A 20347-nucleotide genomic window follows, 5' to 3' on the forward strand; every position below is an offset into this window, starting at 1 on the left:
GAGTTGGCAGCGTTGACGTTGGACGACACTCGGCCGAACAGGTCAACCTCATAGCTGGCCGTCAGGCTGGCCTGATAGGTCGTGTGGGCTCCTACAGCACTGCCGGCAGGCAGACTGTTGGGCGACTCACGGTTTCTTTGCGCGCCAGCGCTGAGCCCGATCTGCGGCATCCGATCCGCTTCAGCGATACCAGCGATGGCACGCGCCTGCTTCAGCCTTGCAGTCGCTTCGGCCAGGTTGTTGTTGCTCTTCGCTGCTTCGTTGATCAGGGCGGTCAAGGCTGGATCATTGAAGGCCAGCCACCACTCACCGCGCGGCTGCGCTTCAGCAGCTTTCGCGGTCTGCCACCGGGTACCATCTGGCGCGGTCACAGGCGTATCCGAAGCTTCCTTGAACGCGTGTGGTACATCGATTTCCGGCTGTTTGAACTCGGGTGCTGAACAGGCGGCCAGTGCCAACGCTATGAGAACTGCACCGGTACGTTTGATGAAGATATTGGCGTTCATATTAATGAGTCTCTTCGAGAGCGTGAGGAACGACCATCGGGGTGGTGGTTTTGCTGCGGCTAAGGAACTTGGCCAGCGAGCGCATCAGCACGTAGAAAACAGGTGTCAGGAACAGTCCAAAGAAGGTTACGCCGAGCATTCCGCCGAACACGGCCACACCCATTGCATGACGCATTTCCGAACCAGGACCGTGCGAGAACACCAGAGGCAGTACGCCCATGATGAATGCGATCGAGGTCATCAGGATCGGACGCAGACGCAGGCGGCAAGACTCTAGCGCGGCTTGCACCGTTGTGCGGCCGTAGTGCTCAAGTTCGCGAGCGAACTCGACGATCAGGATCGCGTTCTTGGATGCCAGTCCCACGAGTACGAACAGCGCGATCTGGGTGAAAACGTTGTTGTCGCCGCCGGTCAGCTTCACGCCCAGCAGTGCACAGAGGATCGACATCGGAACAATCAGAATCACGGCCAGTGGCAAGGTCCAGCTTTCGTACTGCGCGGCGAGCACCAGGAACACCAGCAGCACACAGAGCGGGAATACATAGAACATGGTGTTGCCGGCCAAGATGTCCTGATACGCAAGGTCGGTGAACTCGTAGGTGATGCCTTTAGGCAGCACTTCTTTCGCCAGACGTTCGATGGCCGCTTGTGCCTGCCCGGACGAATAGCCAGGAGCAGGGCTGCCGTTGAGGTCGGCCGATACGTACGCGTTGTAGCGTTGCACGCGTTCCGGACCGTAGGTGTTGGAAACGCGCATCAACGAGGCGAGGGGAATCATGTCGCCATTGGTGCTGCGGATCTTCAGTTTTTTCAGGTCTTCCACGTGGTTGCGGAACTGCTCATCGGCCTGCACCCGCACCTGGTAGGTACGACCGAAACGGTTGAAGTCGTTGACGTACACCGAACCAAGGTTGACTTGCAGCGTCTGGTAGATCGTTTGCAGAGGCACGTTCAACTGCTTGGCCTTGTCACGATCGATGTCGGCGTAGATCTGCGGCACGTTGATCTGAAAGCCGGTGAAAACACCCGCCAGTTCAGGCGCTTTGCGAGCCCGGGCCTGGAGTTCCTGGGTTGCCTTGTTCAGTGCGTCGTAACCGACGTTACCGCGATCTTCGACCATCAGCTTGAAGCCGCCGAGGGTGCCCAGACCATCCACCGGAGCCGGTGGTACGACGAGGATGAATGAGTCTTCGATCGACGCCATGCGCTTGTTCAACTCTCCGGCAATTGCGCCCGCGCTCATGTCCTTGGAACCGCGTTGATCGAAGCTTTGCAGGTTGCTGAACTGGATACCGGCGCTGGATGATGCAGTGAAGTCGTTGACCGAAAGGCCCGGGAACTGAACTGCATGGCGTACGCCCGGTGTTGCGGTCGCAATTGCACCCATGCGCTGGATGATGGCGTCGGTACGGTCGAGCGAAGAAGCGGTCGGCAGTTGCGCGATACCGATCAGGTAGCCCTTATCTTGCAGCGGCACGAAGCCCGCAGGAACCAGCTTGAACATCAGACCGGCGCAGGCCGCCAGCAGCAGGTAGATGGCGATGGAGCCGGACTTTCGTTTGAGGGTGCCTTTGACGCCCATTTCATAACGCTCGGACGAGCGCCCGAAGAAACGATTGAACGCCCGGAAGAACCGACCGAAGAGCTTGTCGATGACGCGGGTCAGTGCATCTTTTGGCGCGTCATGGGCCTGGAGCAAGACAGCCGACAACGCTGGCGCCAGGGTCAGGGAGCTGAATGCCGAGATAACGGTGGAGATGGCAATGGTCAGCGCGAACTGCTTGTAGAATTCACCGGACAGGCCAGGCACGAAAGCGATCGGCACGAACACGGCGCAGAGCACCAGCGCGATGGCGATGATCGGGCCGCTTACTTCCTTCATGGCCTGGATAGTAGCTTCACGTGGCGACAGGCCGCTGGCGATGTTCCGCTCCACGTTTTCGACCACCACGATGGCGTCGTCGACGACGATACCGATGGCCAGCACCAGGCCGAACAGCGACAGGGTGTTGATCGAGAAGCCGAAACCGAGCATCACGGCAAAGGTACCGACCACCGAGACCGGAACAGCGAGCAGCGGGATCAGCGAGGCACGCCAAGTTTGCAGGAAGATAATCACGACCAGCACAACCAGCGCGATGGCCTCCAGCAGCGTGTGAATCACCGCATTGATTGAGTCCTGCACGAAGCGAGTGGTGTCATAGACGATGTTGTATTCCATTCCTGGTGGGAAGTCGGCCTTCAGTTGCTCCATGCGGTCGCGAATATCGCTGGCCATTTGCAGCGCGTTGGCGTTTGGCGCCTCGAAGATAACCAGAGCCACAGCCGGTTGGTTGTTGAGACGGGCACGCAGGTTGTAAGCGTTGGCACCCAATTCGATGCGAGCGACGTCACGCAGACGGGTCAGGGCACCATCGGCACCTGTGCGTACGATGATGTTGCCGAACTCTTCAGGCGTTTGCAGGCGACCTTGGGTTTTTACGGAAAGCTGGAAGTCGCTGCCTTTCGATGGGGACTGACCAATTGCGCCGCCGGCCACTTGCACGTTCTGCTCACGAATGGCGTCGGTGACGTCAATGGTGGTCATGTTGCGCGCTGCGATTTTCACCGGGTCGAGCCAGATACGCATGGCGTAGTCGCCTGAACCGTTCAACTGCACTTGGCCAATGCCGGCAATACGGTCGAGCTGGTCCTTGACGTTGATCGTGGCGTAGTTACGCAGGTACTGGTCATCGTAACGACCGTCCGGCGAGGTCAGATGCACCACCATGGTCAGGCTGGGCGAAGATTTGATGGTAGTGACGCCGATCTGACGAACTTCTTCAGGCAGGTGTGGCAAGGCCCGTTGCACGCGGTTCTCCACGTCCGTTTCGGCTTGCGAAACCTTGGTGCCAATCTTGAAGGTCACCGTCAGCAGCAGGTTGCCGTCGGCAGTAGATTGCGAGGACATGTACAGCATGTTGTCGACGCCGTTGACCTCTTGTTCCAGAGGGGTGGCAACCGTTTCGGCAATAACCCTCGCGTCAGCGCCTGGGTATTGGGCGCGGATCTGCACCGCGGGTGGAACGACGTCCGGGTACTCAGCGACAGGCAGCGTAAACAGCGCGATGAGCCCTGCCACGAAAATGATGATCGACAGCACCGCCGCGAAGATGGGCTTGTCGATGAAGAATTTCGAAAATTTCATGATCGATCAACCCTTGGATTTTGCGTCAGGTTTGGTTTCGGGAGTGGTCTGGGCAACAGGTTCATCAGGATTAAAATCCATCGAAACCATGTGTGGTGCCAGTGGTGCACCTGGCATCACCCGCACCAAGCCGTTAACCACAATTTGCTCGCCAGCTTTTAAACCGCTGCGAACGACACGAAGGCCATCGACGGTGTTACCGAGGGTGACCTGGCGATATTCGGCTTTGCCTTGAGCATCAACTACGAAGACGAATTTGCGATCCTGATCAGTGCTGATTGCGCGTTCGTTGATCAGGATGGCTTGGGTTTCATTGCCGCCATTGGTGCCACCCAGCAACTGCACTCGGGCGAACAGGCCTGGGGCCAGGGTCTTGTCGGCGTTGGTGAAGATGGCGCGCATGCGCACGCCACCGGTTTGCGGGTCGAGCTGGTTGTCGACGAATTCGAGTTTGCCCTCGTGGGGGAAGCCTTGCTCGTTGGCCAAGCCGACCCTGACGCTGACATCCTTGCCGCCATGGTGAGCGGCACCGACGCGCAGGTAGGTGTCTTCGTCACCGTCGAAGGAGGCGTAGATCTTGTCGTCGGAGACCACCTTGGTCAGTACGGCGCTGGTATCCACGAGGTTGCCCAGCGTGATATCGGCCTTACCGACTCGGCCATCGATGGGCGAGGTCACGCGGGTATAGCTCAGGTTGAGCTTGGCATTGTCTGACTCGGCTGCGGCAGCACGGGCGCTGGCTTCCAGCTGTTTGAAGTTGGACAGGTTTTCGTCCAGCTCACGTTGTGCGATGGCTTTCTCGCCGATCAACTTCTGGGAACGGGTCAGCTCGATACGCGCTAGCTCGACCTTTGCTCGTGCGGCAGCCGCAGCGGCTTCAGTACGATCAGCTTCGGCTTGATAAGGGCGGGGATCGATGACGAAGAGCACCTCACCTTTCTTGACGATGGCACCGGGCGTGATGTTGACGCTGGTGATGAAACCAGGGACCCGGGCACGAATGTCGACGCGCTCAATGGCCTCCATGCGGCCGGAAAACTCTTGAGTTTCGACAACGGCTTTCTGCACAACGGTCGCGGCGGACACCACAGCGCCAGCGGCAACCGCTGAATCAGCGGCTTTTCCACTGGCGTCATCGCAGCCAGACAGGTTCAGGGCCAGCAGGCCAGCCATTGCCATCGCCACGGCACCGGCGAGAGGGCGGATGCGGGTATTGAGGTGATGAACAGTTTTCATAGGTTCTCTTCAGAAGTCGGATTAATTGGCTAGCTAAAGGCTGGCTATAGGCGCTCATGATCTGTTTTCGGGCAGTTCTTGAACGGCGGCAAGCTAGGAAATAGACGCTCCCGGGGGGATTGCGCGTTCTGGATATAACATTATGATCATCATGTTTGGTAAGCAATTTCGATCGCACGATTTGGATAATCAATGAAAATGATGTTTGTAATTCTATGGTGCGGTCTTGGGCCGTCTAAGTGCGGTTAGGGACTGCCGCCCGCAAGCTTGATGAGCGCCCGCGTCATGGAATCGCTGAGATTGAAGGCTCAGAAGGAGAGAAGATCAGCGCTATGAGGGAGGACGATGAGAAACGGCCTGTTTAGTGAAGCTTGCGTCGGACTGGTGCCAAATCTGCGCGTAGGATTTGGTTAAGATCAGCCCAAGGAAAATGAGCGGCCTGATCGAGAGCTGGGCAAGTCTCGAAATGGGGGAAGGGCTCACCGTCAATGTCGGGACATTGCTTGGCACCGCAAGAACGACATACCACTCGTTGCCCGCAAATTTTCCAGCGGTGATTCCATACTTCCAGCGATGAAGGCGCATTTTTGTTCGGCATACAAAATCTCCCCCGGGGTCGGCAGTCATTGCAGGTGAGCCTGTCTGGACAGGCTGCTGAAGAAAAGGGGCGACGCGTTGGGATCACTGTAGCAGCTGTTGATCTGCTCATGGAACTGATCGGTAGGCTACCAAATACAGTTCGGATTAACCTTTTAATCTGCTGCTCAGTGACAGATAGCGCAACTGCAAAAAATCCAAAAAAAATTACAAATAGTCTTTATTTCTCGGTTCCGTGATTGCTCGGTGGGCTCGTCTAACATGTCAGGCAAGAAACGCGATACTGATCGCCGGTAAGCCATTAGGCATGAGTGATGAAACTATGCGCCCTGCAATACTAAATCTGAATAAAATCGAGCTTGTTCCCCTGCTGGAGCCGTTTATTCCTTCAGGCGAGTCAGCATCGAAATACCGTCAAAAACATGCTCGTGTCGGAAGGATGCTGGGCTCGCGCAAGCTAGGCTCACGGCTGATCGCTCTTGAGCCTGGGATGCGTTCAAGCCCGTTTCATAGTCACCGGGTCAACGAAGAAATGTTTTATATCCTGCACGGGACGGGCGAGATCCGGATAGGCGCAGAGCGCTTCCCTGTGATTGCTGGCGATGTCATTGCATGTCCGCCGGGTGGTCCGGACACCGCGCATCAAATCATTAATACCAGTAGCGATGAGCTTCGTTATTTAGCCATTAGTACACAGGAGTCACCCGATATCTGCGAGTATCCTGATTCGAACAAATATATGGTTATGGACAGTGCGAATGCGGCGGAGGGGCTTTCAAGATTCTCAATAGTTGCAAGGGAGCGGGATGCTGTCGACTACTGGGATGGAGAGTGATGAGTGATCTAAATCTAGCCGGTTACGTTCATATCGCGCTCGTTGCAGGATCTAAGAGCACGATTGAAGTAATCAAGACAAAAACGCCTTGGAAGACCTGTAGATCTTACCAAGGCGCGAGTCAGCTGGATTAAGCCAGCAGGTGACGGTGCTCCTCGATGAATTCAGCAGGCGTTTGCAGTGGGCCGCCGATGATTTCAGCACCAGTAGTGTCCAGGCCTTCCAGGCGCTTCTCCTGCTGATCGACCTTCACTGCGGTGAAGTGCGCAGCGTAAGAAGGATCGCCGTCCCAGCCGAGGGTTTTCACAAATTCGTCTGGGGAGACTTGTTCAAATCGAACTTCTTTGCCCAAGGTTTTGGCGAGCACGTCAGCGAGTTCCTGATGGCTGTACTCGATCGGGCCGTGTATTGGATAGACCTTGTTCGCATGAGCTTCTGGGTTGATCAGGATGCCAACGATGATCTTGGAGATATCAGACGCGGCGATAGGTGCAAAACGGCTGTCGGCGTCGAAAGGGGTCAGATAACGGCCCTCGCGAATCAGAGCAGCGGTGTACAGCATCCACTGAGCAAAGAACGTCACTCGCAGGTGAGTGGTCGGTACGCCAGACCAGTTGAACACCTGCTCGGACAGCCAATGATTCAGGGTCGCTTGGCTGCGAGCATCAGGGCGCGACTGCTTATGCGACATGTTGACGACGATCTTGACGTTTTCTTCCTTCGCCGCCTGGGCAAAGATCGCCGCTGCTTCCACCAGGCCATTGGTCAACGGGTAGCAGAAATAGGCACCGTCAACGCCTTTCATGGCGGGGCGCAGCTCTTTGAGCTTCAGTGCGTCGCCGACGAAAATGGTCGCACCCAGGTCCTTCAGCTTTTGCGAGCGCTCGTCTTCACGATGCACAAACGCATTTACACGGTGGCCTTTTTCCAGCAGTTGTTGGACAGCCGGTGCACCCGTCGCGCCAGTGGCGCCAGTAACCAGATAGGTTTTCATCATCTTCTCCAAGGTAATAGACAAAGGTTGTAGGGCGTTAGCAAACCAGGTGAAGCATTACGGTTGTCATGTTATGATTCGTTAAAGCAGTACGGTCATCATGTTTCGATGGGCCAAGCATGATGACCGTACTGCTTGGTGTCAACCCCCCTTGATCCATTTGGAGAAGATTTTTATGCGTTACCCAGCAGAGGAGACCGCTGAGAGGCACCGCCGAATTCTTGAAGTGGCCTCCGTCCTGTTTCGCGAACATGGTTTTGGAAGCGTCAGCGTCGGCCAGATCATGAAAGCGAGTGGCCTGACCCAAGGGGCTTTCTACCACCACTTTGATTCGAAGGAGGCTCTGATAAACGAGTGCCTTCACGATGCCTCTGCGAAGTCGTTGAAGAAGATGGCGGAGGTCGGGGAGGGTACAGAGTCCATGGTTTCACACATCCTTGACTATGTAAGTGAATGGCACCGAGATGCGGTAGGCACCGGATGCATGATCGCTGCTCTGGGGTCGGATGCAGCGCATGAACCGTCCATTCAGCCTGTGTTCACTCGCCACATAGAGGGCGTTCTGGAAGGACTGATGGCGGCAAATAGAACGCTGAGTTCGGACGTCAGCCGAGCCAGCGCGATACGAACCCTTTCTGGGATGGTGGGGGCAATCATCCTAGCCAGGGCCGTCGACGATGGAGAATTGTCAGGCGAGATCTTGCACGAGATGCGCCGGGCGCTGAACTGATAACCGGCCCCTCTGCGTTGGCAAAGGGGTGAATTTTTCACAGGTGACTGGTCATGAAAAACAATGAAGCAGAATTAGTCCTAGACGCTGATGCGCGGGCTCAAATCTACATTGCTGGCATCGATTCGCGGCGAGTGTTTCCGGCCCAATCGGCTCTGGACGCTTTATCTGCGTTTGACGAGTCGCTGCCTGAACATGGTACTTCTGAGTCAACGACTATCGCCTTGCTCGATGAGGTCGGGTCACCCGCAACCGTTGCTACCAACGGCCCAAGGTACTTTGGTTTTGTGGTGGGTGCCGCGTTGCCTGTCGCCGCGGCCGCAGAGCGCTTGATGCTCGCGTGGGACAATGGCGCCGGTACCAGTATGACCGCCCCAGCAAGCGCGGCTATCGAAGAGGTCGCCGGAAAATGGATTCTCGACATTCTGGATCTGCCCCGAGAAAGCGCTGTCGGATTTGGTACCTCGGCAAGTGTTTGCAGCCTCACATGTCTCACTGCTGCACGTCGCGCTTTACTGATCCGGGCCGGGTGGAATCCCGATGAGAATGGCGTCTTTGGCGCTCCAGAAATTCGTGTGGTGATATCAGAGAAAAGCCATATCACCATCTTGAAGGCCTTGAGGGTCCTGGGATTCGGCGCCTCTCGTTTGCTTGTGGCCCCCGTGGATGAATTTGGAAGAATTGATCCAGCGCGCATGCCTTTGCTGGATGAACGTACGATCCTGTGTTTGCAGGCCGGTGAGGTGAACACGGGGGAATTTGATCCTTTCAGTGAAATCATTCCTAAAGCACGTGCAGCTGGGGCTTGGGTACACATTGACGGTGCGTTTGGGTTGTGGGCTCGCGTGTCGGAGAAGCTTCGTCACTACACCGCTGGCTGCGAAGACGCAGACAGCTGGACGGTGGATGGGCACAAGTGGTTGAACACACCCTACGATTGCGCGATGGCGATTTGCAGGGATGCAACCAGTTTGGCGGAGACCCTTAACAGCGACGCCGTTTATGCTTCAGGCAGCATAAATGCCCAAAAGAATCTCACGCTCGACTTTTCTCGCCGTGCGCGCGGAGTTCCGGTTTGGGCGGCATTGAGAACGCTTGGTCGCAAGGGCGTAGCGGAAATGGTCGAGCAGCACTGCTCCCAAGCCAGCCGGCTTGCCGAAACGCTGAGAGCGGAGGGTTTTGAAGTCATAAACCGAGTTGTTTTGAATCAAGTGCTCGTTAGAGGCGAGACCGATGCTGAGACTCAAGCGGTTCAAGCCTGGGCGCACAACTCGGGTGAGGTTTGGTTTGGCATGTCATCCTGGGGCGGAAAAGCAGCATTTAGATTGAGCCTTTCGTCCTGGCGGACCAGCGATGATGACGTCGCTCGCCTGGCGAGTGTTTTGATTGCTGCCCGCCATTCATTCCGACTTCGTGAGCTGGGCTAAAAGTAAGAGGCAGCACATGTACGAGATAGTGTGCTGCCTTTGGTGATGCTTTCGGTGCGTATTACAGCTGTTGGCTCTGGTAGACCTGCAAGTTTGCGTAAGCCATTGCCAGGCACGGTGTCTTGATGCCAGCGCGCGTGGCTCTCGTGAGCATGTCGCCCACAATCTGGTCTGCTTCGATTGGGCGTCCTGCTACCAGATCGCGATACATGGACGACGTCTGCTGAGAGTCCCGCAGTGTGAGCAGGCGGCGGGCCTCGACTAGAAATTCGTCACTAGGTGCGACGCCGGTTGCCTTTACCACTGACACTACCTCGTCGATGACAGTGTTTGCGAACTCGATGCCGCCTTTCGCTGCGGCCACCTCGCCGATACTCCCCCTCATCAGACAGTTAATGCTTCCCATGGACGAAAGCAGAACCCATTTCTCCCACATATCTCGAAGAATTCTTGGAGATATCCGCGTCGTGAATTGTGCGTCTCGGAAGAATGCATCTACCCGGTCAAGTCTGGCCGAAGAGCTTCCATTCAGCTCTCCATAAGCGAGGTCAAAGAATGCACCTTGCTGCACGATCCTCCCTTTTTCATCCAGGCTTGTCGCCACCTTGCAGGCGCAACCCAGCAAACGGTCTTTTCCAAAACGATCGGCAATGAGATCCACGTGGAGCATGCCGTTGAGCAACGGAAGGATCACGGTTTCAGGTCCTACCGCGGGCGCCATGTCTTCCAAAGCTCCTTCAACGGCATACGCCTTAACAGCGAGCAAAACGATGTCATACGAGCTTTGTATCGATGAGGCGATGACAGTCTGGGGTGCCAGCTCAATGTTGCCGTTTGCACTCAAGACCTGAAGTCCATCTCGCGCCAGTTGAGCAGCTCTTTGCTCCCGGACCAAAAAGGTCACGTCGCGGCCAGCGTTAATCAGGTGTGCCCCGATTATGCCGCCGGTAGCGCCGGCTCCCACGATCAGAATTCTCATAAAGTGATGCTCCAGGTTAAGCGATAAATAGCTCAAATAGCCAATTATTGGCATATGCCAGCAATCGAATCTACTGGAGTGTTTTCAGACCAGTCAAGCGTTCCTAAGCCCCGATTCGTAGGGGTATGACTATTAGATACAAGGGCAGTCGGGAGGTAGGATCGCGTTGCGATTGACACCGATCAAGCATGATGGTCATCATTAATGATGATACCCGCATTCAAGGCATTCAATTCGTGATTTCTAGAGCCGTTGGGGAGAATGTATCCAGGCAATCACGGCCTGAGCATCCTAAGAAGGGTGATGAGCACGGCGCTCGTCGCCGAACCTTCATGGCTGATTTTGGGATGCGGTTAGCCGTAAACCACCGTCTCAGTTACCGAGACGGCTCAGGATTAAAAAAGGTGGAGACGAGAAAAAGCGATGCACATGTACGAGAAAAACCTGATGAAGGTAGATATGAACCTCCTGGTGGTTTTCATGGTTGTCTTCCGCGAGCTGAATGTTTCTCGCGCCGCCGAGCACCTAAGTGTAGGACAACCAGCCGTCAGTGCCTCGCTGGTCCGTTTGCGCAATTGCTTTGACGATCGGCTGTTCGTAAGAGAAGGGAGAGGAGTGCGACCTACCGCGAAAGCAGTCGCGATCGCCGATGCTTTGCTCCCGGCCATGAGCGCTCTGGGTTCGGTCATTGACGGATTTGCCGCGCTGAAGTCCCGCGCCAAAACCGTGTGAGAGATCAGCTTCCTTATACAATCGCGATAGGCGGTCCATTCTCGGGTGATTGCCGGCGCTCACGCTCTTTGGTCGGCGTTCGACCTCTGGCTTTTTTGAATGCTCGATTGAACGAATACTCGGATCGATACCCGGTTTTTTGCGCAATTTCCTCGATGCTCAGATCGGTTTGGGCAAGAAGCTGAGCAGCTATTCCAAGGCGCCAACGCGTCAGGTAGCTGTAGGGCGTTTCGCCAACAGACTCACGGAATTGTTCGGCAAATAACGAGCGTGAAAGGCCGGCTTCGCTCGCTAGACTATCGAGACTCCAGTCAATTTCCGGATTCTGATGAATGCATGCGAGTGCCTTCGCAATGTGGCGATTCTGCATAGCAAAAAACCAGGAGCCTACGTGAGCTTTTTCGGACTCGGACCACTGCCTGAGGATGTAGATGAAAAGGTTTGAGAGAAGATTCCTCACCACCAACTTGCTACCGATCCTGGCATTCTCCACTTCACTTTGGAGTTGCTTTAGCAGCTCGGAGGTCGGCGTCGTCACGCCACTCGATTCGGCTCGTAGGTGGATGGAGGGCGGTAAAGATTTTATCGCCGGCATCACCATATACCGGTCAACACCGAAAGAACCGCACACTACGATGGTTGCGTCAGATTCCTTGCTGTAGAGCGTCTGTATGTTTTTCACGAACTCGCCGAGCGACGCAACCTTACTCTGGGGCGAACTACGCATCTGATGAGTCGCTCCCTGTGGAAGCACCACAACGTCACCGGGCTCAAGCCTGATTTGCGGCCCGCCATCAAGAGAAAAATACGCCGTTCCCTGCGCCAAAAAATGAAAATACGTGCCTTCACGCTGTTCCATTTCAATGCCCCAGTCACCTTTAACCTTCGACTGAGCGATGACGAAACCTTCCGCGTTCAGATATTTGAGCCAATGGTCGGCGTTGTTCATAGGCTTCCCAAATAAAGACGATTTGTCATTTTAGTTGGAGCATTTGACGTTGCCTGTCTTGACCCTGAGTCCTACGCTCTGACTCAAGACATTAGCCCGCTTCGTGCTGGATGTGTAGCGCACATGTGGCCTGCATCCAAGGCGGGTGACTGTCCAGCTGTCTAATATGAAGCGGCATGGTTCGTCGTCTCCACCTGGTGTGCACCGCCATTGGAGACCCAATGGGGGAAGGGTTGTTGACTCTTCTCATAGCTGTAGCGTGATCGACCGCCATCAAGAGCGGTCGTCATCGAGGCAGCTTTAGAAAAAGGACAGCGATGATTGAGTGGTCGCTGCTGGGACATTCTTTTTATCACTATAGGCGTAACCGCACGCGGATTCTGACTATCCACTCATTTCTCTGCTGACCTACTGGGCCCAATGATTGGGCCAACCGTCGATCGTATCCGTCCCGTTCGATCGCGGTCGTTTGCGTCTAAAAAAAGGAGCTGTTTACCACCACTAAGATAAAGCTATTCAGCTTAACGGGAGCGATAGATGAAAAACGCCACAACTCCACTACTTACGGCTACGCACTGGGGCAATTACTACGCTCACCAAGCAGCTGATGGCAATATCACGATCTCTCCGGTACCGGAGGATGCCGAGCCGTCCGCGCTCGGACGATCACTGTCCTCAACCCAAGATCATAGCTGTCGGGTTTCACAGCCAATGATCCGGAAGGGTTACTACGAAAATCGTCGTAATAGTGATACCACCCAACGAGGTAAAGAGCCGTTCATAGCCGTTAGCTGGGAGGAGGCGCTGGACATCGCAGCAGAGGCGTTGACCGAAGCCCGCGACAGCAAAGGGAACCGCTCTATTTACGGTGGTTCGTACGGGTGGGCCAGTGCGGGTCGCTTCCACCATGCCCAGAGCCAGGTGCATAGATTCCTGCGAGGGTTCGGCGGCTATACGGATTCGGTGGACACCTATTCCTACGCCGCGGCTGAAGTGCTTATCCCACACATATTCGGTATCAACGCGTTCCAGGCGGGCATGGAGGTTTCGACTACTCAGGAGGTCGCCAAACACTGCAAAAGGATCGTCTACTTCGGAGGCGCAGCGACCCGCAACATGCAGGTCAATCCTGGAGGCACTGGCGCCCATGACGCGTCAGCTCATTTTGGCGCCATTGCGGATGCTGGTATCGATGTCATCAACATCAGCCCAATTCGTGATGACATCCATCCCAAGGTACGGGCGCAGTGGCTTCCATCACGTCCTAACAGCGACGTGGCTATCATGCTAGCGATGGTCCACACCCTTATCGACGATGATATCTACGATAAGGATTTCGTGAGCCGTTACTGCGTCGGTTTCGATGTGTTTTCCGATTATGTCATGGGTAAAACTGACGGCATCCCCAAAGATGCTGCATGGGCCGAGCGGAATTCCGAAATACCTGCGGGAGACATTGTGCGGCTGGCCAGGCTCATGGCCGCTGACCGTTGCATGATCGGTCTGTCATTTTCCATTCAACGTGCAGAGCACGGCGAGCAGACCTATTGGGCCGGTATCGCTCTCGCTTCGGCGCTGGGCTACATCGGCTTGCCGGGCGGTGGATTGCTCATGGGCGCCGGCGTCGGGAAGATGAGCACGATGCAAAGGCGCATGATGCCTTTCTCCGTAGGCTCCCTGCCACAGGGCAAAAATGCAGTGTCCGATTTCATTCCGCTGGCGCGAGTGACGGACATGTTGGAGTCACCCGGCGGGGCATTTACCTATAACGGCAAAAACCTGACCTATCCAGATATCGAGCTGGTTTATTGGGTCGGTGGCAATCCGTTTCACCATCACCAAGACATCAACCGCTTCAGGCGTGCCTGGAGTCACCCTAAAACGATCATTACCCATGAGATCAACTGGACAACGACCGCACGGTTTGCCGACATCGTTTTTCCAAGCACTTCCCCGTTGGAGCGTGATGACTTTGCGGGCGGGAGCATGGACAACTGGCTGACCCCAATGCGCCAGTCTCTCAGCCCATTTCTGGGTGCGCGTGATGATTACTCGATTTTCTCGGGACTCGCTCAGCGCCTTGGTTTCTTCGACCAGTTCACCGAGGGACGGGATGCGAGCCAATGGGTGAAACACCTTTATGACGTCACTCAGAAGAACGCGGCCGGTGCTGGTGTCACTCTTCCTAGTTTCGAAGAGTTCCGCGAGGGGCCTCCGATCGATCTTAAGCCGTTATTGAAGGACAGCGATCAGGTACTGGAGCGCTTCAGGGCTGACCCAGACAAACACCCACTGAATACTCCCTCAGGAAAGATCGAGATCTTTTCGCAAACCATTGCAGATTTCGGTTATGCGGATTGCGTAGGGCATCCTGCGTGGTATGAAAAGAGCGAGTGGCTGGGCAGTCCGCTCGCGACAACCTACCCATTCCATTTACTGTCGAACCAACCTGCAACTCGGCTGCATAGTCAGTTTGACCACGGCGTGACCAGTCAAGAGTCGAAGATCAAAGACCGCGAACCCCTGCGGATGAATACCACTGATGCGCGTGCTAAGGGCATCCAGCACGGCGATATCGTTCGGGTCTTCAACGACCGCGGTTCTTTTCTGGCCGGCGCGATCCTGTCGGATGATTTAAGACCAGGTGTCATTCAGATTGCCACCGGTGCGTGGTACGACATCCTGGATGTTTCAGATCCGCTCAGCCTTGAGATCCACGGTAACCCTAATGCGGTAACCAATGACATCGGCACATCGAGCCTGGCTCAGGGGCCTTCGGCAAACAGTTGCCTTGTGGGTATCGAGAAATACGATGGGCCGCTGCCACCTCTGAGTGTGTTTACCCCCCCGGAGATCATTCAGAAGGGCTCATCCTCTGGCCCTCGTTTAGTCAGTGATCGCTGACATCGAGTGATTTCCGCACGGCACGGTGGAGGCTTTCAGCGCGGTAAGGGATACCGCGCTGCTTTCCGGCGTATTCGGTGTGCACGCTCTGGATGACCTGGAGGCCATCCCTGGCCCTGACGGCAGATACCTGAATGCTGAACGCCTTAGACACTATCCCGCTCATTGATTTGATGGCGGTCTCCCACATGAATTATGACCAAACCTCTGGCCTTTCCATTTTGGACCAGCGTGGACGCCCTTTACGCGACCTGCGGATATCGCTGACAGACCGGTGCAACTTTCGCTGCGTGTACTGCATGCCGCGTGAGGTTTTTAGCCGAGATCATGCATACCTTCCCAGTGGCGCGTTGCTTTCGTTTGAAGAGATCGAGCGCCTCGCCCGGCTCTTTGTGAGTCAGGGCGTTGAAAAAATTCGGCTGACCGGTGGCGAGCCTCTGATTCGAAAGAACATCGAGTCTTTGATCGAACGACTGGCCTCTATTCGGACGCTGTCCGGCAACCCATTGGACCTCACATTGACCACCAACGGCTCTCTTCTCGCACGTAAAGCAAAGGGGCTACGTGACGCTGGATTATCAAGGGTGACGGTCAGCCTCGATGCGCTGGACGACCTGCTTTTTCAACGGATGAATGACGTGGGCTATCCGCTCGCAAGCGTGCTGGATGGAATCGAACAAGCCCAGGCGGTAGGTCTGACCCCCCTCAAGATCAACATGGTAGTAAAGCGTGGCACCAACGAGCAGGAAGTTCTGCCGATGGCCCGGTACTTCAGATCAAGCGGCATCATTCTGCGCTTTATCGAGTACATGGATGTGGGGACGTCTAACGGCTGGAACATGGGTGAAGTCATGCCGTCTGAGCAGATCATTTCCCAGATCAATCATGAGTTTCCCCTACGGCCACTTGAGCCAACTGTTGAGGGTGAAACTGCCCAACGCTGGGCATACGCAGACGGTAGTGGAGAGGTTGGTTTCATCGCCAGCGTAACCGGCGCTTTTTGCGGTTCATGTACCCGGGCTCGTTTGTCAGCTGACGGAAAACTCTACCTCTGTCTCTTTGCGTCTGCTGGCCATGATTTACGCGCGCTGATCCATGGCGGCATGTCGGATCAGGTGATCTCCGGGGAGATCGCTAGCATCTGGCGTGGACGATCCAACCGCTACTCCGAATTGCGCAGAAGCGAGGTGCGTCCTCACACGGGAAGGGCTTCGGGCCGTATTGAGATGTCATATGTCGGCGGATGAGCGCCTGGTGGCTAGCTCGGTAGACCGCAGCGGCCAGCGGTGGCGCGATCACTACCGTAGTTGTCACACGTGGCGATGGAAAGTGTTTTTAATGATGATCATAATGTTATGCGTTCTCTATTTCTGAGTTCGTAGTTCATTGCCCTTGTCGCCTAGGTCGACAAGGAATCGTCCCAGCGGGTGTTGTGGTTGTGGGTTGTTTAGCGAAGGGGCGTGCCTTAGAGCTGCCCCTCCCTCTGCTCCAGAGCGAAAGCTCAAATCGGCGCGGAGTGCGGTAGCCGACGTCTGCGAAAACAGCGCTTGACTGACCGAAAAACCCAACTACTTGAGTGGAAGTCACAACATGAATGGCAAAGGCAAACTCACCAACGCGTTGTTTCAGCGTCTCCAGCAGTCCGTATTGATAGGGGCTATCGTTGCAGGGGGATATATGACTCCGAGTCTGGCGTCTGCCGCACAGCAGCTGCCAAAGGTACCCACCACTAAGATCATCGCGATTGGATCGCTCACGACCACAGCAACGCCCGAAGCTGTCAGCGCCGTGCTCCCCGAGGAGGTTCGCGAGACCGTCAAGCTCAGTCTCGCCGGCAAGATTGAGCAATGGAACGTGCGCACGGACAAAAGCGGAGTGGTTTTCGTCTTGAACGTTACAGATGTCGCCGAGGCTCGGGACATGTTTGCCAAGATGCCGTTGGACAGAGCCGGCCTAATGACCTTTGAATTTATCCCCGTGGGTCCGCTATCGCCGCTGGCGCTACTGCTGGATCAACCTGCCCGCTGACTTCCGGGTGATCTTTTTTCTACGAATAGGAGTACTGGGTGTGAGAGACAAGACTGAAGCGGCTCGTAACCATTACGAAGGCCGCACCGAGTCTCTGGATTTGGTTGCAAGGGTGGAGAAGCTCCTTGAGGAGTTGGGCGATGGTCCAATCACGAGCGATCAACTCGCCGGGATCGATCAGTTTCATAGCGGAGGTCTCAAGACCACGGCCGACTTCTTTGAACTGCTTACCTTGACTGCGGATTCGCGCGTACTGGACGCCGGTTCTGGTCTGGGCGGCCCGTCGCGATACGCTGCCGAAAAGTACCGCTGCCACGTGACAGGTGTAGACCTGACCGAGTCATTCGTCACCGTGGCAAACCTTCTCGCGGACCGAAGCGGGATGAATGAGCGTCTGGAATATCGAGTTGGCAACCTGTTGAACCTGGACCTTGAGGGTCAGAGCTTCGATGTCGTCTACACCCAGCATGTGGTGATGAACATTGCGGACAGGGGGCGGGTATATGAAGAAATCAGGCGGGTACTGAAACCAGGAGGCGAGTTCGGCTTCTTCGACGTGCTTGCCGGTGATGAAGGCCAGGCTCCGACATATCCGGTTCCTTGGGCCGAGAAGGCCGAGGACAGTGTCCTGCTGACTGAGGAACAGACGCGTTCTGTACTTCACGATGCAGGCTTTGAGATCAAGATCTGGCGAGACGTTACACAGGAACTCATCCAATGGTTTGATCGGTTCCAGTTGCCTGCGATGCAAGCTGCGAATCAAGGGCCCACGTTAAAACTGGTAATGGGCGATCGCTTCGGAAAAATGGCGGAGAATTTTGCGCGCAACCTGCGGGAGAACAAGCTCCGCTTGGTCATGGCTGTGAGTGTTCATGACTAATCGGAAGTGAGCAGAAGCATCCGCCTGACTGCTGCTGGGCACATTCGCTTGCGCGAGCGAGCGCTTCTGAAGCTCCATCATTAAACAATTCGTTGGGCGTAGCCGGGTCAACGTGCGAGGTTTGCCGTAATTTTCTGACATGGTGAGAGGCTTCAAGATGCCGCTGTCACCGCTCGTAGAGTCGCCGTGCAATGAGTCATCAAGCATGATATGTATAAGGTTTGATGACTGTTATTTACCGAGAAATGAATGCGTTACTCAGCAGAGCAAATCGCCGAAAGGCGTCAGCAGATACTCCACCAGGCTTCCATCTTGTTTAGACGCCATGGCTTCGTGAGCGTGAGCGTAAGCGACGTTATGAAGGCTACCGGGTTGACCCACGGAGGTTTCTACAACTACTTCAGATCCAAGGATGATTTGATCGAGAGCTGCCTTGCGTACGTGTCGGAGTGTAACAAGGAGCAACTCGAAGCCGGCGACCAGCCAGAAAAAGCACTGGTGTCTTACCTGCAAAGCTACCTGAGCGAAGAGCATCGGGATGATGTTGGTGCGGGCTGTTTCATGGCTGCCCTGGGATCGGAGATCGGGCGCCAGCCGGTAGGAAAGGCTGCGTTCACAGAACATCTGGAGGCTGTCTTGGATCATCTGGCGCCACTGTACGCAGAGCTGGATTCGCCGGAGCCTAGAGCAGAGTCAATTCGGATGGTCGTGAACATGGTGGGGGCGTTGACGTTGGCCCGGGCGGTGAACAACGAAAGGCTCTCGGATGAAATTTTGCGAGAGGCGCGTGACGCTCACTAACCCCCGGATTTCAAGCGGGTGCTACTCCGCGTCTCACAACCAGCTATGCAGGGATCCATGCCGTCCGTGACCGGTTGGTGGAGTGTGACATCCCTGTCTGACCTCGGGATTCATTAATCCAGCGAGTTGCGCACTTCTCGTAGGATCTCCTCCGACAATACCGGGTCGTCAACCGCGCGTGCGAGAACGATCGCTCCTACCATCGTGGAAATTTTATGGATCGCGTCGCGTCGAACGTTGCGTTTTTTTGATTTCGCAAAAGGCGCCATGAGACTGGCAAGCACACCCTTGAGGTGCCGGGTAAACGCTGGTTGGACAGAAGGCTCTCTGGCAACTTCAGACGCGAGGGCGGTCATCAAGCAGCCCATACCCGGGTCGTCCCGATGCCATTCGGTCAGGTAGTTCTGAACGTACTCCTGCATCGCTTCCGGGGTGTGTTCTGCTTCCTTCATCGAGGCCAATGCTTTAGAGGATGCGTCACCAATCGTTTTGGCGATCAAATCATCTTTGGATTCGAAATGATTATAGAAAGCGCCGTGCGTGAGCCCGGTCGCCTTCATGACCTCACTGACGCTGACGCCGTAGAAACCCCGCTCACGGAACAGGACAGATGCCTGCTCAAGAATTCGTTGATGCTTTTCTGCGGTTTCCTCAGCCGGATATCGCATACACCCCTCCAAAGCTCGCAAATAAAGTCGTTGATTTAAACAGTATACCCATCATGCAATCGCTGCGAAAGTATGACGATCGAACTGCTTGGTCTGATAGGTATTACACAAAGGGTAGGGCTTGGGGATGATGCCGGATCGATTTATCGCAAGCGTTTTAGGAGAGATCTCAGGCCGAGCGTTGTTGAACCTCATCGCTGTTCAGCCGCCGCTCATAAATCGCGACGAACTCACTACGGAATAGGCAGCACAGCATGGTAGATCTCATCATCGTCCCTGGATTTGGCGACTCCGGCTCGACTCACTGGCAGTCGAGATGGCAGGAGACGTATCCGTCCACTAGGCGGCTGCAACCCGGAAGCTGGGATGCTCCAGATCTGGACGACTGGATCGCAGCCTTGGAATTGGCAGTAGGTGCCTGTGACTGTCCACCCGTTCTGGTGGCCCACAGTCTGGGGTGTCTGCTGGTTGCATTTTGGCAGCAGAAATCGTCGCTGGCCGCAGCAGGAGCGTTTTTAGTTGCAGTGCCTGACCCTGCAACAGAGGGGTTTGTCGATTCTACGCCGAGCTTCACGAAGGTCCCGGTCACCCCTTTACGGTTTCCATCCCTCATCGTGTGCAGCACCGATGACCCTTACGACACAAATGGCTATGCCATCACCAAAGCTGAGCAGTGGAGGAGCGACCTTTGTTCAGTCGGAAATCAAGGACATATAAACGGCCAGAGTGGATTGGGCGAATGGCAGTTTGGCCAGCACCTGCTTCGAGCGTTTATCGAAAAGCTCAAAGGGTGATGCGTCCGCGGTGAAGCTGGATGAATCGATGAGATCAATTGCGATCGCGTATAAAGCTTTTGCAGAAGGAGGCCCATCATCGGCCTGTCAAAAAAGCAGG

Annotated in this window: 17 protein-coding genes; 10 read left to right on the plus strand and 7 right to left on the minus strand. The window is 55.4% G+C overall.

What is annotated here, in order from left to right:
* The 3 genes from ACIQAL_RS08990 to ACIQAL_RS09000 form a co-directional block, all read right to left on the minus strand.
* Nucleotides 1–506, minus strand: a 506-nt coding sequence (locus ACIQAL_RS08990) for a TolC family protein (RefSeq protein ID WP_401144565.1), incomplete at its 3' end; no start/stop codon positions are given.
* Between the two features lies 1 nt (nucleotide 507).
* Nucleotides 508–3693 (minus strand): efflux RND transporter permease subunit, encoded by a 3186-nt coding sequence (locus ACIQAL_RS08995; RefSeq protein WP_401144567.1) that lies wholly within the window; start codon nucleotides 3691–3693, stop codon nucleotides 508–510.
* Nucleotides 3694–3699: 6 nt separating this feature from the next.
* The gene (locus ACIQAL_RS09000; RefSeq protein ID WP_401144569.1) at nucleotides 3700–4929 is read right to left on the minus strand and encodes an efflux RND transporter periplasmic adaptor subunit; all 1230 of its coding nucleotides are present in this window, start codon (nucleotides 4927–4929) and stop codon (nucleotides 3700–3702) included.
* A gap of 919 nt (nucleotides 4930–5848) precedes the next feature.
* On the opposite strand from ACIQAL_RS09000, the gene ACIQAL_RS09005 reads away from it, so the two are divergent.
* The gene (locus ACIQAL_RS09005; protein WP_401145291.1) at nucleotides 5849–6361 is read left to right on the plus strand and encodes a cupin domain-containing protein; all 513 of its coding nucleotides are present in this window, start codon (nucleotides 5849–5851) and stop codon (nucleotides 6359–6361) included.
* 130 nt (nucleotides 6362–6491) lie between these two features.
* Here ACIQAL_RS09005 and ACIQAL_RS09010 read toward each other — a convergent pair whose 3' ends face one another.
* Nucleotides 6492–7355 carry an NmrA family NAD(P)-binding protein gene (locus ACIQAL_RS09010; protein ID WP_401144571.1) on the minus strand — a complete coding sequence of 288 codons (864 nt, stop codon included), beginning with the start codon at nucleotides 7353–7355 and terminating at the stop codon, nucleotides 6492–6494.
* A gap of 175 nt (nucleotides 7356–7530) precedes the next feature.
* Here ACIQAL_RS09010 and ACIQAL_RS09015 point away from each other — a divergent pair, with 175 nt between their 5' ends.
* Both ACIQAL_RS09015 and ACIQAL_RS09020 read left to right on the plus strand, forming a co-directional pair.
* Nucleotides 7531–8085 (plus strand): TetR/AcrR family transcriptional regulator, encoded by a 555-nt coding sequence (locus ACIQAL_RS09015; RefSeq protein ID WP_401144573.1) that lies wholly within the window; start codon nucleotides 7531–7533, stop codon nucleotides 8083–8085.
* 53 nt (nucleotides 8086–8138) lie between these two features.
* The gene (locus ACIQAL_RS09020) at nucleotides 8139–9512 is read left to right on the plus strand and encodes a pyridoxal phosphate-dependent decarboxylase family protein (protein WP_401144575.1); all 1374 of its coding nucleotides are present in this window, start codon (nucleotides 8139–8141) and stop codon (nucleotides 9510–9512) included.
* 61 nt (nucleotides 9513–9573) lie between these two features.
* Here ACIQAL_RS09020 and ACIQAL_RS09025 read toward each other — a convergent pair whose 3' ends face one another.
* Nucleotides 9574–10491: a ketopantoate reductase family protein gene (locus ACIQAL_RS09025; protein ID WP_401144577.1), complete on the minus strand. Its 918-nt coding sequence runs from the start codon at nucleotides 10489–10491 to the stop codon at nucleotides 9574–9576.
* 429 nt (nucleotides 10492–10920) lie between these two features.
* Here ACIQAL_RS09025 and ACIQAL_RS09030 point away from each other — a divergent pair, with 429 nt between their 5' ends.
* A complete protein-coding gene (locus ACIQAL_RS09030; protein WP_401144579.1) occupies nucleotides 10921–11223 on the plus strand; it encodes a LysR family transcriptional regulator in 303 nt (100 codons plus the stop codon).
* A gap of 13 nt (nucleotides 11224–11236) precedes the next feature.
* Here the strand turns inward: ACIQAL_RS09030 and ACIQAL_RS09035 are convergent, their stop codons facing one another.
* A complete protein-coding gene (locus ACIQAL_RS09035) occupies nucleotides 11237–12172 on the minus strand; it encodes a cupin domain-containing protein (protein WP_401144581.1) in 936 nt (311 codons plus the stop codon).
* A gap of 537 nt (nucleotides 12173–12709) precedes the next feature.
* On the opposite strand from ACIQAL_RS09035, the gene ACIQAL_RS09040 reads away from it, so the two are divergent.
* The 5 genes from ACIQAL_RS09040 (at nucleotide 12710) to ACIQAL_RS09060 (ending at nucleotide 18785) form a co-directional block, all read left to right on the plus strand.
* Nucleotides 12710–15076 (plus strand): molybdopterin-dependent oxidoreductase, encoded by a 2367-nt coding sequence (locus ACIQAL_RS09040; protein ID WP_401144583.1) that lies wholly within the window; start codon nucleotides 12710–12712, stop codon nucleotides 15074–15076.
* A gap of 134 nt (nucleotides 15077–15210) precedes the next feature.
* Nucleotides 15211–16323: a GTP 3',8-cyclase MoaA gene (moaA, locus tag ACIQAL_RS09045; protein ID WP_401144585.1), complete on the plus strand. Its 1113-nt coding sequence runs from the start codon at nucleotides 15211–15213 to the stop codon at nucleotides 16321–16323.
* A 343-nt stretch (nucleotides 16324–16666) separates the two neighbouring features.
* Complete coding sequence (locus tag ACIQAL_RS09050) at nucleotides 16667–17104, plus strand: hypothetical protein (RefSeq protein WP_401144587.1); 438 nt, start codon at nucleotides 16667–16669, stop codon at nucleotides 17102–17104.
* Between the two features lie 40 nt (nucleotides 17105–17144).
* Nucleotides 17145–17984, plus strand: a complete 840-nt coding sequence (locus ACIQAL_RS09055; RefSeq protein WP_401144589.1) for a class I SAM-dependent methyltransferase — start codon at nucleotides 17145–17147, stop codon at nucleotides 17982–17984.
* Nucleotides 17985–18233: 249 nt separating this feature from the next.
* Complete coding sequence (locus tag ACIQAL_RS09060) at nucleotides 18234–18785, plus strand: TetR/AcrR family transcriptional regulator (RefSeq protein ID WP_401144591.1); 552 nt, start codon at nucleotides 18234–18236, stop codon at nucleotides 18783–18785.
* Nucleotides 18786–18898: 113 nt separating this feature from the next.
* Here the strand turns inward: ACIQAL_RS09060 and ACIQAL_RS09065 are convergent, their stop codons facing one another.
* A complete protein-coding gene (locus ACIQAL_RS09065; protein ID WP_401144593.1) occupies nucleotides 18899–19453 on the minus strand; it encodes a TetR/AcrR family transcriptional regulator in 555 nt (184 codons plus the stop codon).
* Nucleotides 19454–19707: 254 nt separating this feature from the next.
* Between ACIQAL_RS09065 and ACIQAL_RS09070 the strand changes: the two genes are divergently transcribed.
* On the plus strand, nucleotides 19708–20247 hold the full coding sequence (locus tag ACIQAL_RS09070) for an RBBP9/YdeN family alpha/beta hydrolase (protein ID WP_401144594.1): 540 nt from the start codon (nucleotides 19708–19710) through the stop codon (nucleotides 20245–20247).
* Nucleotides 20248–20347: the final 100 nt, after the last annotated feature.

Source organism: Pseudomonas sp. NPDC088368 (genome assembly GCF_044753445.1).
In the GTDB taxonomy this organism is placed as follows: domain Bacteria; phylum Pseudomonadota; class Gammaproteobacteria; order Pseudomonadales; family Pseudomonadaceae; genus Aquipseudomonas; species Aquipseudomonas bambusae.

Excerpts from the sequence above, each read along its gene's own strand:
- ACIQAL_RS08995 (WP_401144567.1), bottom strand. The coding sequence starts at position 3,693 with ATGAAATTTTCGAAATTCTTCATCGACAAGCCCATCTTCGCGGCGGTG.
- ACIQAL_RS09000 (WP_401144569.1), bottom strand. The coding sequence starts at position 4,929 with ATGAAAACTGTTCATCACCTCAATACCCGCATCCGCCCTCTCGCCGGT.
- ACIQAL_RS09005 (WP_401145291.1), top strand. The coding sequence starts at position 5,849 with ATGCGCCCTGCAATACTAAATCTGAATAAAATCGAGCTTGTTCCCCTG.
- ACIQAL_RS09010 (WP_401144571.1), bottom strand. The coding sequence starts at position 7,355 with ATGAAAACCTATCTGGTTACTGGCGCCACTGGCGCGACGGGTGCACCG.
- ACIQAL_RS09015 (WP_401144573.1), top strand. The coding sequence starts at position 7,531 with ATGCGTTACCCAGCAGAGGAGACCGCTGAGAGGCACCGCCGAATTCTT.
- ACIQAL_RS09020 (WP_401144575.1), top strand. The coding sequence starts at position 8,139 with ATGAAAAACAATGAAGCAGAATTAGTCCTAGACGCTGATGCGCGGGCT.
- ACIQAL_RS09025 (WP_401144577.1), bottom strand. The coding sequence starts at position 10,491 with ATGAGAATTCTGATCGTGGGAGCCGGCGCTACCGGCGGCATAATCGGG.
- ACIQAL_RS09030 (WP_401144579.1), top strand. The coding sequence starts at position 10,921 with ATGTACGAGAAAAACCTGATGAAGGTAGATATGAACCTCCTGGTGGTT.
- ACIQAL_RS09035 (WP_401144581.1), bottom strand. The coding sequence starts at position 12,172 with ATGAACAACGCCGACCATTGGCTCAAATATCTGAACGCGGAAGGTTTC.
- ACIQAL_RS09040 (WP_401144583.1), top strand. The coding sequence starts at position 12,710 with ATGAAAAACGCCACAACTCCACTACTTACGGCTACGCACTGGGGCAAT.
- moaA (WP_401144585.1), top strand. The coding sequence starts at position 15,211 with ATGCTGAACGCCTTAGACACTATCCCGCTCATTGATTTGATGGCGGTC.
- ACIQAL_RS09050 (WP_401144587.1), top strand. The coding sequence starts at position 16,667 with ATGAATGGCAAAGGCAAACTCACCAACGCGTTGTTTCAGCGTCTCCAG.
- ACIQAL_RS09060 (WP_401144591.1), top strand. The coding sequence starts at position 18,234 with ATGCGTTACTCAGCAGAGCAAATCGCCGAAAGGCGTCAGCAGATACTC.
- ACIQAL_RS09065 (WP_401144593.1), bottom strand. The coding sequence starts at position 19,453 with ATGCGATATCCGGCTGAGGAAACCGCAGAAAAGCATCAACGAATTCTT.
- ACIQAL_RS09070 (WP_401144594.1), top strand. The coding sequence starts at position 19,708 with ATGGTAGATCTCATCATCGTCCCTGGATTTGGCGACTCCGGCTCGACT.